At 62.0% G+C, this 14,624-nt stretch carries 14 protein-coding genes; 6 read left to right on the plus strand and 8 right to left on the minus strand.

Features of this window, described 5'->3' with window-relative positions; all coding sequences use genetic code 11:
- Window positions 1-4 precede the first annotated feature (4 nt).
- Entirely contained in the window at window positions 5-1,030 is a 1,026-nt protein-coding gene (locus ACO06F_RS19075; protein ID WP_421694309.1) for a COX15/CtaA family protein, read from the plus strand.
- Between the two features lie 72 nt (window positions 1,031-1,102).
- On the opposite strand, the gene ACO06F_RS19080 is transcribed toward ACO06F_RS19075, so the two are convergent.
- The 6 genes from ACO06F_RS19080 to ACO06F_RS19105 form a co-directional block, all read right to left on the minus strand.
- Entirely contained in the window at window positions 1,103-2,380 is a 1,278-nt protein-coding gene (locus ACO06F_RS19080) for an O-acetylhomoserine aminocarboxypropyltransferase (protein ID WP_421694310.1), read from the minus strand.
- 91 nt (window positions 2,381-2,471) lie between these two features.
- Window positions 2,472-3,038, minus strand: coding sequence for a cytochrome b (locus tag ACO06F_RS19085; protein ID WP_421694311.1), 567 nt, complete (start codon window positions 3,036-3,038; stop codon window positions 2,472-2,474).
- A gap of 34 nt (window positions 3,039-3,072) precedes the next feature.
- Complete coding sequence (locus ACO06F_RS19090; protein WP_421694312.1) at window positions 3,073-3,609, minus strand: CoA-binding protein; 537 nt, start codon at window positions 3,607-3,609, stop codon at window positions 3,073-3,075.
- Window positions 3,606-4,031 (minus strand): VOC family protein, encoded by a 426-nt coding sequence (locus ACO06F_RS19095; protein ID WP_421694313.1) that lies wholly within the window; start codon window positions 4,029-4,031, stop codon window positions 3,606-3,608. Before ACO06F_RS19095 ends, ACO06F_RS19090 begins: the two co-directional genes overlap by 4 nt.
- Entirely contained in the window at window positions 4,028-4,822 is a 795-nt protein-coding gene (locus ACO06F_RS19100) for an enoyl-CoA hydratase (RefSeq protein WP_421694314.1), read from the minus strand. The genes ACO06F_RS19095 and ACO06F_RS19100 overlap by 4 nt, the downstream gene beginning before the upstream one ends.
- A complete protein-coding gene (locus ACO06F_RS19105; RefSeq protein ID WP_421694315.1) occupies window positions 4,819-5,607 on the minus strand; it encodes a hypothetical protein in 789 nt (262 codons plus the stop codon). The genes ACO06F_RS19100 and ACO06F_RS19105 overlap by 4 nt, the downstream gene beginning before the upstream one ends.
- Before the next feature lie 235 nt (window positions 5,608-5,842).
- Between ACO06F_RS19105 and rplM the strand changes: the two genes are divergently transcribed.
- Together rplM and rpsI are read left to right on the plus strand one after the other, a co-directional pair.
- A complete protein-coding gene (gene rplM, locus ACO06F_RS19110; RefSeq protein WP_421694316.1) occupies window positions 5,843-6,307 on the plus strand; it encodes a 50S ribosomal protein L13 in 465 nt (154 codons plus the stop codon).
- A gap of 2 nt (window positions 6,308-6,309) precedes the next feature.
- Complete coding sequence (rpsI, locus tag ACO06F_RS19115; protein WP_421694317.1) at window positions 6,310-6,801, plus strand: 30S ribosomal protein S9; 492 nt, start codon at window positions 6,310-6,312, stop codon at window positions 6,799-6,801.
- Window positions 6,802-6,857: 56 nt separating this feature from the next.
- On the opposite strand, the gene ACO06F_RS19120 is transcribed toward rpsI, so the two are convergent.
- Window positions 6,858-7,454, minus strand: a complete 597-nt coding sequence (locus tag ACO06F_RS19120; protein WP_421694318.1) for a c-type cytochrome — start codon at window positions 7,452-7,454, stop codon at window positions 6,858-6,860.
- Window positions 7,455-7,506: 52 nt separating this feature from the next.
- Window positions 7,507-9,315, minus strand: a complete 1,809-nt coding sequence (locus ACO06F_RS19125; protein WP_421694319.1) for a PHA/PHB synthase family protein — start codon at window positions 9,313-9,315, stop codon at window positions 7,507-7,509.
- A gap of 784 nt (window positions 9,316-10,099) precedes the next feature.
- On the opposite strand from ACO06F_RS19125, the gene ACO06F_RS19130 reads away from it, so the two are divergent.
- The 3 genes from ACO06F_RS19130 (at window position 10,100) to recJ (ending at window position 14,585) form a co-directional block, all read left to right on the plus strand.
- Entirely contained in the window at window positions 10,100-10,993 is an 894-nt protein-coding gene (locus ACO06F_RS19130) for an HNH endonuclease (RefSeq protein ID WP_421694320.1), read from the plus strand.
- Window positions 10,994-11,487: 494 nt separating this feature from the next.
- Complete coding sequence (locus tag ACO06F_RS19135) at window positions 11,488-12,792, plus strand: homoserine dehydrogenase (RefSeq protein WP_421694321.1); 1,305 nt, start codon at window positions 11,488-11,490, stop codon at window positions 12,790-12,792.
- On the plus strand, window positions 12,789-14,585 hold the full coding sequence (recJ, locus tag ACO06F_RS19140; RefSeq protein WP_421694322.1) for a single-stranded-DNA-specific exonuclease RecJ: 1,797 nt from the start codon (window positions 12,789-12,791) through the stop codon (window positions 14,583-14,585). The genes ACO06F_RS19135 and recJ overlap by 4 nt, the downstream gene beginning before the upstream one ends.
- The last annotated feature ends 39 nt before the right edge of the window (window positions 14,586-14,624 follow it).

Consider the following 14,624-nt stretch of genomic DNA (forward strand, 5'->3'; position numbering starts at 1 on the left):
TGTCATGACAGCTCACTCCCTCAACGCCCGCCAAGCCGCCGCTCTGCCCTATGTGAGGGCGTGGCTCCTCGGCGTGGCGGCGCTCATCTTCTGCATGGTTATCGTGGGGGGTGCGACCCGCCTCACGGACAGCGGCCTCTCGATCACCGAATGGAAGCCGCTTCTTGGCGCCATTCCGCCACTGAGCGAGGCTCACTGGCTTGAGGCCTTCCAGAAATATCAGCAGATCCCTGAATATCAGCTCCTCAACAAGGGAATGTCGCTCAGCGATTTCAAATTCATCTATTGGTGGGAATGGTCGCACCGGTTTCTGGGGCGCGTGATCGGCCTCGCCTTCTTCCTGCCCTTTGCCTATTTCGCCGTGACTGGCGCGCTGAGCCGGAAAACCGCCGTGCAGTGCGGTGTGCTGTTCGTGCTGGGCGGCCTTCAGGGGGCGCTTGGCTGGTACATGGTGGCCTCAGGCCTGGTCGACCGTGTCGACGTGAGCCAGTACCGCCTGGCGGCCCATCTTTCGCTGGCCACCTTCATCTACGGCGCGATTCTGTGGGTTGCCTTCGGTCTCGGCCGCAGCCGCCACGCTCCGCAGGGCGCCAGGGAGTGGTGTGCTCTGCTGATCACCACACTGGTGCTTCTGCAGATCGCCGCGGGTGGATTCGTCGCCGGTCTCGATGCAGGCTTTGGCTACAACACGTGGCCAGGGATTGATGGCGCACTGGTTCCAACTGGCCTGTTCACGGCTACGCCCTGGTGGCGAAACATGTTCGAGAATGCGCTGACGGTGCAGTTCAACCACCGCATGCTCGCTTACCTGATTGCCGTTGTGGCCGTAGCTCAAGCCTACGTGGTGCGGACACCCGCAAGCCGCATGCTGGTTGCCGCCGTGCTGCTGCAGATCGTCCTCGGAATCTGGACGCTTTTGACGGTCGTGCCGCTGTGGCTGGGCCTGGCTCACCAGGGCGGTGCACTGCTCGTTTTCGCCGCCGCAATCTGGAATCTACACCGGACACTCAGCCCGGTGGAAAGGCGCTGACCCTCTCCCACCGCGCAGCCAGGGGAGAGGGTCAGCTTCATTTCCTGTTTCCGGCGGGCGGTCAGTCCGCCCTCAAGAGATCGCCTGATCCAGATCGGCGATAATGTCTTGCACATCCTCGAGCCCGATCGACAGGCGGACCACGTCCGGCGTGGCGCCGGCGAGTTTCAGCTGGTCAGCGGTCAGCTGGCTGTGGGTGGTTGAGGCAGGGTGGATGATGAGCGAACGCGTATCTCCGATATTGGCGAGATGCGACAGCATCTTGACGGATGACACGGCCTTGACGCCTGCGTCATAACCACCCTTGAGACCGAAGGTGAAGACCGCGCCTGCACCATTGGGGCAGTATCTCTCCGCGAGTGCATGATACTTGTCATCCGGGAGGCCCGCATAGTTCACCCAGGAAACATTGGGGTGCGTGGACAGCCACTCGGCTACTTTCAGCGCATTGTCGCAATGGCGCTGCATGCGGAGCCCCAGCGTTTCCATTCCAGTCAGAATGAGGAAAGCATTGAGCGGGGCAATGGAGGGGCCAAGGTCACGAAGGCCCAGCACGCGCGCGGCGATGGCGAAGGCGATATTGCCGAAGGTCTCATGCAGCTTGAGGCCATGATAGGACTCGTTGGGCTCCGACAGCAGCGGATAGCGGCCGGACTTCGACCAGTCGAAATTGCCGCCGTCGACAATCACGCCACCCATGGAATTGCCATGCCCGCCCATGAATTTGGTAAGCGAGTGGATGACGATGTTGGCGCCATATTCGAGGGGCCTGCAGAGATAGGGCGTCGCCAGCGTGTTGTCGACAATCAGTGGAATTCCGGCGCGCTGTGCGATCTTGGCTATGGCGGCAATATCGGTGACGCGGCCGCCCGGGTTCGAGATCGATTCGATGAAAATCGCCTTGGTCTTGGGTGAGATCGCCGCTTCGAAGCTCGACAGATCATCGCCGTCTGCCCACACCACGTGCCAGCCGAAGGATTTGAAGGAATGGCTGAACTGGTTGATCGAACCGCCGTAAAGCTGGCGGGCCGCCACGAACTCATCACCTGGCTGCATGATGGTGTGGAAGGCGAGGAGCTGTGCCGCATGGCCGGAGGCCACGGCAAGGGATGCCGTGCCACCTTCAAGTGCGGTCACCTTGCCTTCGAGTGCCCCCTGGGTGGGGTTCATGATGCGCGTATAGATGTTGCCAAACGCCCTCAGCGCAAACAGGTCAGAGGCATGCTGCACGTCGTTGAAGACGTAAGCCGTGGTCTGGTAGATCGGCGTGATGCGGGCGCCCGTTGCCGGGTCCGGTGCGGTGCCGGCATGCAGCGCCAGCGTGTCGAACCCTGGTTTTCTCTCAGCCATTGTCGTCTCCCATGATGAATGCGGAGCGGGACACTATCGCGCTCCGGCGGAAACCACAATCGACTGCCATGCATCGACTGGAAGCGGGCCCTCAATAGGGCAGCATGCGCTTCAGGATATTGTCCTTGTCGTAGAACTGGTGCTTGAGGGCGGCGAGTACGTGAATACCAATCAGCACCATGGCGAGATTGCTGCCCAGTTCATGCATCTCCTTGAATATCTCACCGGTAAAGGGGGGCTGCGGCAGGGGAAATGCGCCGAAAATCTGGATTCCTGCCATCGCCGGAACCTCTTCCGAAAAGCCGCCGAACGTGAACCAGCCAGTAAGCGGAATGCCAATGAGCAATAAATAGAAAAGGCCATGAACAGCCTTGGAAGCCACAACCTCATAGTGCTTCATGGTGGCGGGATAGGCGGGGGCCGTGTGGGTCACCCGCCACAGAATTCGCAGCAGGGTGAGCGCCAGGATGGTGATGCCGATCGAGGCATGAATCGAAGGTTCGAAGGTGGCATTGGCGGCATCGCCAGACTTTGCCATGTGCTCTCCATCCTTCATCAGGTCCTCGCCCCAGAAGACCATGAAGATCATGAGTACCGCCGTCACCCAGTGGATGATCATGGCGACGGCATCATAGCTGCTGCGTTTGGTCTCGCCCATCGAATGGACTCCTTCCTGCCGTATGCCTACTCGATCAGTAACCCTTGCGGACCCCGAGCCCCAGGCTCTGCATCTTGCCGCTTTCGTGGAGGCTCTGCCGGCGCGAGGAAATGATTCCGGAATCACCTCCCACCCACGCCCATTCGCCCGAGAGCTTGCCATATTCCATCTTCGGGCAGCGGTTCATCACCACCTGAAGGCCCTGAGCCTCAGCCTTTGCGGCTGCCTCGTCATTCCTGACGGATAGCTGCATCCAGATCACCTTCGGCATTGGCGTCATCGCCAGCGCCTCGTCGGTGATCGGCCCTGCGGCTTCTGAGTTGCGGAAGATGTCCACCATGTCCACCGGTTTAGGAATGTCCTTGAGGGCGGCATAAACCCTTTGGCCGAGGATATCCTGCCCGGCGAGGCCCGGGTTGACCGGGATCAATTCATAGCCCTTATCGAGCAAATATTTCATGACGAAGTAGGACGGCCGCACCGGGTTATTGGATGCGCCGACCAGGGCAATCGTCTTTACCGATTGCAGAATGCCCCGAATGTAATCCGGCGAATAAGAATCGTGGTTCATGGCAAGATGACGCGGCCTTCTGCGGACAGAGGAAAGAATGGGTTGAAGGCCACTTCCCACAAATGGCTGTCGGGATCGGCGAAATAGCCGGAGTATCCACCCCAGAAGACTTTCTCCGGCGGTTTGACCAGGCTTGCGCCGCAGGCAATGGCATGAGCGATGATCGCATCGACATCGGCTTCGCTCGCGGCATTCCAGGCGAGACTCACACCGCGGAATGAAGGTGCTGCATGAGCGGGGAGATGCGCATCTTCCGCCAGAGCGTCATGCCCGAAAATTCCGAGCACCACGCCATTGGCGTCGAAGAAGGCAACGCTGTCATTCCCGGCGGAGGATGCGCTGAATCCCAGCCGTTGATAGAAGGCGCGGGAGGCGGGCACGTCCTTGACGCCGAGTGTGATGAGCGTGATGCGCGGCCTCACGTTTCGTCACTCCACTGCGGAGGGCGCCTGCCGATAAAGGCGGAAATCCCTTCCTCGGCATCGCGGGTGAGGAGGTTCTCGGCCATTACCTGGGCCGTATAGGCGTAGGCGTCTTCCAGCGGCAGCTCGCGCTGGCGGTAGAATGCCTGCTTCCCGATCCGGATCGTTACCATGGATTTGGATGCGATCTTCGTAGCAAGCTCCGTCACTGTCTGGGAAAGTGCACTGGCGGGCACGACGCGGTTGACGAGGCCCATGCGCAGCGCTTCCGCAGCGTCGAATACGTCACCCGTCAGCAGCATTTCCATGGCGTGCTTCTGCGCCACATTGCGGGACAGCGGCACCATAGGCGTGGAGCAGAACAAACCAATATTGACGCCAGGCGTGCAAAATCGCGCCGTCTCTGCTGCAATTGCAAGATCACAGCTTGCCACCAGCTGGCAGCCCGCGGCGCTGGCGAGCCCCGCGACTTCGGCAATCACCGGCTTCGGGTTCTGCACGACAGCCAGCATAAGTTCCGTGCAGGATTGAAAGAGTGCGGCGAAGTACGCCGCGCCCTTGTCAGCGTCGCCACGGTGAGCTGTGATTTCCTTTAGATTGTGGCCGGAGGAGAAGGCAGGACCCTTCGCGGCAATCACAATGACGCGAACGCAGGCATCCTGCGCTCCTGCTTTGAGCGCGGCGGTCAGCTTCGCCATCATTGTTTCGGAGAGGCTGTTCCGCGTATCCTCGTCGTCAAGCGTGAGGCGGAGGATGCCCGCCTCACAGGAGGAAAGCACGTGGCCGTTCATTCTTCCTCGATGTCGAGCTGCTTGAATTTAGGGCCGTAGACCGCATCATTCATCAAGTCCTGGATGACTTTCTTGTTGTTGTCTGAAGGGATCAGCGCCTTCAGTGCCTTCACCATCTTGTCCTTCATGTCCTGGGCGAGCTCGGTGTCCTCATCGACTTCCTTGATCTGCTCCTGCAGGTCGGCCGTCTGGTCATCGGTGATCGAGCTATAGGTGAGGCCCAGCGTAGTCACGGCAAGGTTCCAGTCCGTGACATTGGCAAAGCCCGCGGCCTTGACGTCTGCCTCGAACTTCTTGCCGTCGTCCGTGGCGTCCACGAAGTCCTGAAGATTCTCATATTGATCGAGGTCGGTATCCGCGTATTTGACCTTGGCGTCGATGTAGCTGTCGAGCGCACGCTTGGCGATATCGGGCGTCAGTTCCATCGTCTCGATTGTGGGAATCTCGCCCAGGCTCAGTTCCTCATTGTCCGGCGTGTCGCCGTCATCTTCGCCTGCGCCGGCCCCCGTATCGGGTTGGACGGGCGCGGGGGTGGCTTGGTCTGCCGCGCCGCCATCCATCCCGGTCGTTGCCGGTGGCGTTGCAGGGGCCTCAGTTGCAGGCGCCGCTGGTGTGGCCGGGGCGGGGGCCGCTGTGCCGGGTGTGGCCGGGTCGCTGGGAATGGTCAGCGGTGTGGCCGCCTGCGCCAGGAACAGGCGCGACCCCGTCTCCGCCACTGACGAAAATGCGGGAACGGAGCCCGTAAGGGCGGCCGCCACGAGTGTCACGAAGATACGAGCTGTCATCTCTGCTTCCCTGATCACTGGACTCTAGGCCATGGCAGGCTCAGGGGAAAGGACGATTTCGTTGCGAAGGTCCTGAGTGAGGTATTATGGTACCGCACACGTTTTGTGGCTGTTCTGTAGGGGTTTTTGTTGACATCCAGACATCTGGCACGTAATGAGCCCGGCATTGAGCGGGGTGCGGGCTTGATCGTTGCGCGCCCTTTATCTTTGACCCCGTAACACCAGAGACAATCGGATGACAACCTATTCGGCGAAAGCCAAGGACATCGTGAAGGACTGGGTGCTGATTGACGCCGAAGGCCTCGTCGTCGGGCGCGTTGCCGCTATCATCGCCAACCGTCTGCGCGGCAAGCATAAGCCAACCTTCACTCCCCATATGGATTGCGGCGACCATGTTGTCGTGATCAATGCCGAGAAGATTCACTTCACCGGCAAGAAGAAAGAGCAGAAGAGCTACTTCCACCACACGGGCTATCCGGGTGGCATCAAGGAGCGCAATGCCGGCAAGATCCTTGAAGGCAAGTTCCCCGAGCGCGTGCTCGAACTCGCCGTCAAGCGCATGATGCCGGGCGGCCCCCTGAAGCGCCAGCAGATGACGCATCTCAAGATCTATTCCGGTTCCACGCATCCGCATGATGCTCAGAACCCGGCGCCGCTGGACATCAAGGCAATGAACCCCAAGAATGCGGTGAGAGGCTGATCATGGCTGAACGTAAATCCCTCGCAGACCTCGGCCAGGCCATGGGGCTCGCTGCTGCTCCGGGCAGCACGGCCCCGGCCGCACCTGCCAAGCCGAAGATCGATGCCCTCGGCCGTGCTTACGCCACGGGCCGCCGCAAGAACGCCACCTCGCGTGTGTGGATCAAGCGCGGCAAAGGCCAGATCACGGTCAACGGCAAGCCGATCGAGACCTATTTCGCCCGTTCGGTTCTGCGCATGCTCGTGCAGCAGCCGCTGGTGACCGCCAACCGCGCCACCGAGTTCGACATCATCTGCACCGTGTCCGGTGGTGGCCTCTCGGGCCAGGCCGGTGCGGTTCGCCATGGTCTTGCCCGCGCGCTCACCTATTTCGAGCCCGAGCTTCGGGGCGCCCTCAAGAAGGCCGGCTTCCTCACGCGTGACCCCCGCATGGTCGAGCGCAAGAAGTACGGCCACCCGAAGGCCCGCCGCAGCTTCCAGTTCTCGAAGCGCTAAGTACCGGCAGAATTCATTCTGCTTTTTTGAAGGGCTGCAGCGATGCAGCCCTTTTTTTATTGGGCTTTGAGCGTATCGAGATAGGCGATGATCGCCGTCACCTGGTCCGGGTCGAAGGCGAATTCGGGCATGTTGTTGTGGCCGGTGACGATCCCCTCGGCGAGGGCTTCCTCCAGCGCATCGGGATCGTATTTCTTGACGACGTCCCGGAAGGGCGGCGCCTTGGGCTCGGGCGAGAGGCTGGTGGCATCGATCGCATGGCAGCGCGCGCAATTGGCGCGGAGCAGCTCGATTCCCTGGGAGACGGCATCATCAGCCGTCTTGGCCTGGCCGTTGCCGAGGCTCAGCACGAAATCCGTGAGGGCGGTGGCCTGAGGCTCCGTCACGTCCCAGTCCGGCATCAGCGGGTGGCGGACGGCGAGGCCCTCCATGAAGCTGTCGATCAGTTCCTCGCGGTCATAATCCTTGGCGACGTCCCGGAAGGGGGGCGCATCGGTCAACGGGCTTTCGCCCGCGGCTTCAAGATTGTGGCAGCGCGCGCAGTTGATGGTGGCCAGACGCTTGCCTTCGGCAATGCTGGCGGCCAGATCATCCGCAGCAGCGGCGGGAAGGGCGGTGAGGAGGAGGAGGGCCAGGGCGGTGATGATTCGCATGGATCCGAGCTTAGCGACTTCTCCGCGAACTGCCTTGACCATGGTCAAACCATTACTCCGCCTTGACGCGCACATAGGAGCCGGGGGCGTCTTCGATGATCGCGAGCCTGCCGCTGCCAGGCACGGGGGCCTTCACCTTGGGGCCGGACTTGTCCGACATCCAGCGGGCCCAATCCGGCCACCAGGAGCCCTGATGCTCGGTGGCGGTCTCGAGCCAGGCCTCGAGCGTGGGTGCACCTTTCTCATTGGTCCAGTACTGATATTTGTTGGCCTCGGGCGGGTTGACGACGCCTGCGATGTGGCCAGACCCTGACACCACGAGCCGGGTGGGGCCGCCGAAATAGCGCCCGACCCGGAAGACCGAGGCCAGGGGCGCGATGTGATCTTCCCGCGCGGCCAGATTGTAGACCGGCATCTTCACCTTCTTCAGATCGATCCGGACATTGTCCAGCACCATCTTGCCCTGGGCCAGCTTGTTGGCCATGTAGCATTCGCGCAGGTAGAAGGAATGCACACCGGCCGGCATGCGGGTGGAATCGGCGTTCCAGTAGAGCAGGTCAAACGGCATCGGCTCCTTGCCGAGCATGTAGTTGTTGACGACGTAGGACCAGATCAGATCATTGGAGCGCAGCAGGTTGAAGGCATCCGCCATGCGGGTGCCGGGAAGATAGCCCTTGTCCTTCATGCGGCCTTCGATCCACTTCACCTGCTCTTCGTCCACATAGACGAGCAGGTCTCCCGCCTTTTCGAAATCGACCTGGGTGGTGAAAAAGGTGGCGGCATTGACGCGCTTATCATTTTGCGCCGCCATCCAGCCGAGCGAGGCGGCGGTGAGCGTTCCGCCGATGCAGTAGCCGATGACATTGACCTTCTCCGCCCCCGTGGCATCGAGTGCGGCCTGTACCGCCTCAAGGAAGCCTTCGCGCATATAGTCCGAGAAGCTTTTCCGCGCCTGGGCCTCATCCGCATTGACCCAGGAGACGATGAAGACGGTGAGCCCCTGGTCCACCGCCCATTTGACGAAGCTCTTCTTGGCGTTGAGATCGAGGATGTAGAACTTGTTGATCCAGGGCGGAAAGATCACCAGCGGATAGGCGTAGGTCTCGGCTTGGGTGGGGGCATATTGGATGAGCTCGAAGGTCTCGTTCCGGAAGACGACCTTGCCCGGTGTCATCGCAATGTTGCGGCCGATTTCGAAGGCCGTCATGTCCGTCTGCTTGATGCGGAGGCGGCCGTCCGGCGTCTGCATGTCTTCCTGCAGGTGCTTCAGGCCCTCGATCAGATTGGCGCCATTGCTGGCCAAGGTGGTGCGCAGCACTTCCGGATTGGTGACGGCGAAATTGGTGGGCGAGACGGCGTTGGCTATCTGCTCCACATAGAAGCGCGCCTTGCGCTTGGTATGCTCGTCCACCCCATCGGCGTTCTTCACCATCTCCTGCGCCCAGTTGGCGGAGATCAAGTAGAACTGCTTGAGGAAATCGAAGATCGAGTTTTCCTGCCAGTCCTTGTCCCGGAAGCGCTTGTCGTTGCGGGCGGGCTCGGCCACGGGTGCCGTTTGCTGGCCCAGCACCTTTGCCCAGGCATTCTGCCAGAGCTGCCCATAGGAATTCCACAGCTGCATCTGGGCATCCATCAGCTTCTGCGGATCATTGGCATAGGCCTGCGCCACGGCCCCCAGCGTCTTTGACACCTGCTCCACGGGGGTGAGCTGGGTTTCGGCCTCCTGCAGTGCGGGCTGCGGCCGCTCCGCCACCATGCGGGCGATTGCCGCCGCCTGCTCGAACACCTTCGCCATGTTCTGCGCAAACTGCACAGGGTCAGCGAGGGTATATTGGGATGGAACCTGCGGCTTCTCTGACATGGCCTGCTCAATGAAGGGCGAATATGGCGGAACTGTAAAGCGCGCTGGCGGAAAGGCAAATTGGTAATGCGGAGGGGGAGGGGGTCATGATGCTGCAATGCCGTAGAGATTTGTGCACATGCGTTCTCCTTTGTGAGGGTGGCCATTTGCCCCTCGCGGATGAATGGGAGGCGCGGGCGCTGCCCGGCGCGGTGTGCTGATCCGGTGAAGGACCAGCGGTAGGAGCGCTGGGCAGCGCCCGCGATCCGGCAGGTTTTTAGGCTTTGGGGAGGAAGCTTACCCGGCAGTCCCTCGGACGGCCCGGCGTGCCTCTCGGCGCGGAGGTCTTAATGCCTCCGGGTCCCTCCTTCAGCCCCCGGGAGTGTGGCACACGTTACGCCCCACCCGCAGGCCTGCCCTCCACCCCGCCCGAGCTCACCGTCATGAGCAGGACCCCGATTGGGGGGAGTGGGAGGTGGTTAGCATAGGGTAGGAATAAAGTCAAGTAAAATTTCTGGTGTCTTCCCTTCTCCCGTCGGCGCAGCCGATGGGAGAAGGTGGCGCGCAGCGACGGATGAGGGCTGCTTTCGGCATCGGGACTCGTGGAGAGAGGCCCTCATCCGCCCTTCGGGCACCTTCTCCCATTGCGTTCCGCAACGGGAGAAGGGAATGGCCTAGTCGAAGTTTTTACAACTAACAGCCCCTTGACGAAGGGGGTACGCCAACACAATCATACTTCAATCATAGCCTGTCGATGCGAAAGTCAGATTTGCCGGCATGAATTTCAAGTTGACGGGAGTGGGCCTTGAAAGGTGTCTTTCAGACGAAGGTGACCCCCGGTTACGACGACCTTCCTGAGAGCCGATACCACTTCCCTCGAATGTACTTGAACCAAGTCCAAAAGACTGTGGGTGACTGGATTGTTTATTATGAACCCAGGCGCTCAACAGCGGATGTTTTGAGCCGCGGTGGGAGACTGTCTTACTTTGCGGTCGCAAGGGTAACCAATGTGCAGGTTGATCCGCTGCGGTCCGACCACTTCTATGCCTATGTGGATAGCTATCTGCCGTTCGATAGAGCGGTTCCCTTTCGCGAGGGGCCGATGTTCTACGAAACCGCAATGAAGGGGTTGGACGGACGCACAAATGCCGGGTCAGCACAACGGGCCGTCCGGAATATGCCTGACGAAGAATTCAATCTAATACTGAGAGCCGGATTTGCTGCCGAACTGCCCATAGTGACTCCTGGTGCAGAGGTGGGGAGTGGATTTTCCGAACCTCCAGTGTCCCAAGCGCGTCCTATCGTCGAATTGACGGTCATGAGGCCTTTCCGCGATGCCATCTTCGCGAGGCAGATTCAGGAAGCTTATGACAAGCGTTGCGCGATGACGGGCCTACGCATCATCAACGGTGGAGGAAGAGCCGAAGCACAAGCGGCCCACATCAGGCCTGTCGCCAAGGATGGGCCGGACTCACCGAGAAACGGTGTCGCATTATCGTCCACAGTGCACTGGATGTTCGATCGTGGGCTGCTCTCGATCGATGACGACTTCAAGATTCTTAAGGCAAAGGGTGCGGTGCCGGACGAAGTTGCTCGTTTGCTTCATCCTTCCGGCCACCTGCTCGTGCCCGAGGACTTTCGGTTACGGCCTCACCCTCAGTTTTTGAAGTTTCACAGAGAGAACATCTTCAAGGGCTGAAAACACTCACACTCAATAGTAAATGGGAGAAGGTGGCGCGCGATGAGGGCCGTTTCCGGCATCGGGACTCGTGGAGAGAGGCCCTCATCCGCCCTTCGGGCACCTTCTCCCATTGCTTTGCAACGGGAGAAGGGAATGGCCAATGGCGTCAACTCCTTTTCCCCCTCGTCCCCACGCATGTGGGGGAGAGGGTTGGGGTGAGGGACTTGTAGTGACACTCCCTTCTCACCTTGCGCGGACTTGATCCGCGCATCCTTTCTGGTGACGGGAAAAGGGCCCCCGGGTCAAGCCCGGGGGAGGTGAGACTTCGGGATGTTGGCAGCGGTATGTGCGACGTGGCCCCCCACCCCTGCCCCTCCCGCTTGTGGGGAGGGGCAGGGGTGGGGGTGCCAGGGGTTCGGATTCGGCTTTGGGGGAGGTGCTCCCGCCTTCCTTGCCATCCCGCCCGTCTGCCGCCATAAGACGCGGCAGTTGAGGGAGATGGGTTCGGGACCATGACACAGGCGTTGCGGCTGGGGATTGCGGGGCTGGGGACTGTGGGCGGCGGGGTGCTGGACATTCTTGCCCGCCATGGGAGCCTGGTTGCGGCGCGGGCCGGGCGGCCTGTTGAGGTGGTGGCGGTTTCGGCGCGGAACAGGGCCAGGGACCGGGGGCATGATCTCTCGAAGATCGCCTGGCATGATGATCCCGCCGCGCTGGCGGTGGACCCCGGCGTCGATGTGTTCGTGGAGCTGATCGGCGGCGAGGGAAACCCGGCCAAGGGGGCCGTTGAGGCGGCGCTCAGGGCGGGGAAGCATGTGATTACCGCCAATAAGGCGCTGCTGGCGCATCATGGCCCGGCGCTGGCGCGGCTGGCGGAAGACAAGGGCGTTGCCCTCAATTTCGAGGCCTCCGTCGCGGGCGGCATTCCCATCGTCAAGACGATTCGCGAGGGGCTGGCGGGAAACCGCGTCGGCAAGCTGTTCGGCATCATGAACGGCACCTGCAATTACATCCTCACCAAGATGGCCAATGAAGGCCGGAGCTTCGGCGATGTGCTGAAAGAAGCGCAAGGCCTGGGCTATGCGGAGGCGGACCCCACCTTTGACGTGGGGGGCTTCGATACGGCGCATAAGCTTGCCGTGCTCACCTCGCTCGCCTTCGGCGTGGAGGCGAACCTCAAGGCGATCGACATCGAGGGGATCGAGCAGATCACGCTGGAGGACATCGCCCAGGCCAGTGACATGGGCTACAAGATCAAGCTGCTCGGTGTTGCCATATCCTCCGAACAGGGGATCGAGCAGCGCGTGCACCCCACACTCATCCCCAAGGGTTCGCCCGCGGCGGATACGGATGGGGTGTTCAACGCGGTGGTGGTGAAGGGCGATTTCGTGGGCGACCTGATGCTGGAGGGCCGGGGTGCTGGCGCGCACCCGACGGCCTCCGCGGTGCTCTCCGATGTGGTTGATATTGCGCGCGGCAATTTCCGGCCGGCTTTCGGCATTCCGGCGCGTGACCTCAGGCCTTACACGCCCGCACCGCCCAAGGCGCATGAGGGCGGATTCTATGTGGCGCTGACGCTGCATGACAAGCCCGGTGCCGTGGCCGCCGTGGCGAAGATCCTGGCGGATGAGAAGATCTCGCTTGAAAGCATTTTCCAGCGCGGCAAGGCGGGGAAGGACGAGGCGCGGGCCACCGCACCCTTCATCCTCATCACCCATGATACGGTGGAAAGTGCGATGCGCGCGGCCCTCGACCGCATCGAAACCGACGGCCATGTGGCGGGCCGCCCACGCATGATCCGGATCGAGAGGCTTTGATCATCGAGACTAAACCGCGCGCCTTCCTGAACGTCGAGCGCTCGGCCACCGGGCGGCGCTGGAAGGCGAGGCTTGAAGACCCGCGCATCGCGGAGGCGATTTCGCAGCGCCACGAATTGCCGGAAATCGTGGGCCGCGTGCTGGCGGCGCGCGGCGTTGGCGTTGATGAAGCGGAAGCCTTCCTCAACCCGACGATCCGCACGCTGATGCCGCAGCCCTCCGCCCTCAAGGACATGGAGAAGGGCTCCGCACGGCTCGCGGATGCGGTGATGGCGTCCGAGAAGATTGGGGTGATTGCGGATTATGACGTCGATGGCGTGACCTCCGCCGCGATCCTCACGCTGTTTCTGCGCGCTGTTGGATCCTCCTGCGCCGTGCATATTCCGGACCGGCTGACGGAAGGCTATGGCCCGTCCGAACGCGCTGTGGAGCAGCTGAAGGCGCAAGGGGCAGAAATCCTGGTGACGCTCGATTGCGGGGTGATGGCGCATGACCCGCTGGCGCGCGCGGCGGAGCTGGGGCTTACCACCATCATCGTCGATCACCACCAGGCGGGCGAAGTGCTGCCCGAGGCCCATGCGGTGATCAATCCGAACCGACAGGACGATGTGTCGGGCCTGGGCTATCTCTGCGCGGCAGGCGTCACCATGATCTTCATCGCGGCGGTGAACCGGCTGCTGCGCCAGCGGGGCTGGTATGGCGCGGAACGGCCTGAGCCCAACATGCTGCAATGGCTGGAGCTCGTGAGCCTGGGCACGGTGTGTGACGTGGTGCCGCTCAAGGGCCTGAACCGGGCCTATGTCACGCAAGGGCTCAAGATCATGGCCAGGCGCGAGAACTTAGGGGTTGCGGCGCTGGCCGATGTCTCCCGCCTGAAGCGGAAGCCCGATACCCATGCGCTGGGCTATCTGCTGGGACCGCGCATCAATGCCGCGGGGCGCATCGGCAATGCGGCGCTGGCGCTGACGCTGCTGACCACAAAGGACCGGGGCGAGGCGGCGCAGATTGCGCAGGAACTCGAGCGGCTGAACCGCGAGCGGCAGGAGATCGAGCTGGCCGTCGTCGACCAGGCCATGATCCAGGCGGATAACATGCTGGGGGAGGCGCGGCGCGGCACGGTTCTCGTGGTTTCGGGCAAGGGCTGGCACCCGGGTGTCGTCGGGCTTGCGGCGGCGCGGCTTAAGGAGCGGTTCCATCTGCCGAGCTTCGTGCTGGCGGAGGACGGGCAGGGGCGGCTTGCCTCGGGCTCCGGCCGGTCGATCCCCGGCGTCGATCTGGGGAGTGCGGTGCGCGAGGCGTTCGAATCGGGGCTGATCGTCAAGGGCGGCGGGCATGCCATGGCGGCGGGCCTGACGATCATGAAGGAGCGGCTGGGGGACCTCCGCGCCTTCATGGAGGAAAGGCTTGGCGCGCAAGTGGAGGCGGCCCAGGACCGGGCGCTGTCCATCGATGCGGCGCTGACGGCGGGTGCGGCGAGCCTGGAGCTGATCGAGCTTCTGGAGCAGGCGGGCCCCTATGGCACGGGGCACCCATCCCCCGTCTTCGCGTTTCCAGCGCACCGGGTGCTTTATGCCGATGCAGCGGGAAGCGACCATATCCGCTGCACAGTGGCCTCGGCCGATGGCAAGAGGCTGAAGGCCATCGCCTTCCGGTCCATGGGGACGGAGCTTGGCGAATTGCTCCTCTCCGAGCGCCAGATGCCGCTTCACATCGTGGGGCGGCTGACGGTTGACGACTGGTCCGGCGCGCGGGTTCCCTCCCTCCACATCGAGGATGCCGCACGCGTTTCGTGAGGCTTGCCAAGCCCTTCGAAGCCCCTTATAGAGCGGCCA

The organism is Aestuariivirga sp. (assembly GCF_965227715.1).
Classification (GTDB): domain Bacteria; phylum Pseudomonadota; class Alphaproteobacteria; order Rhizobiales; family Aestuariivirgaceae; genus Aestuariivirga.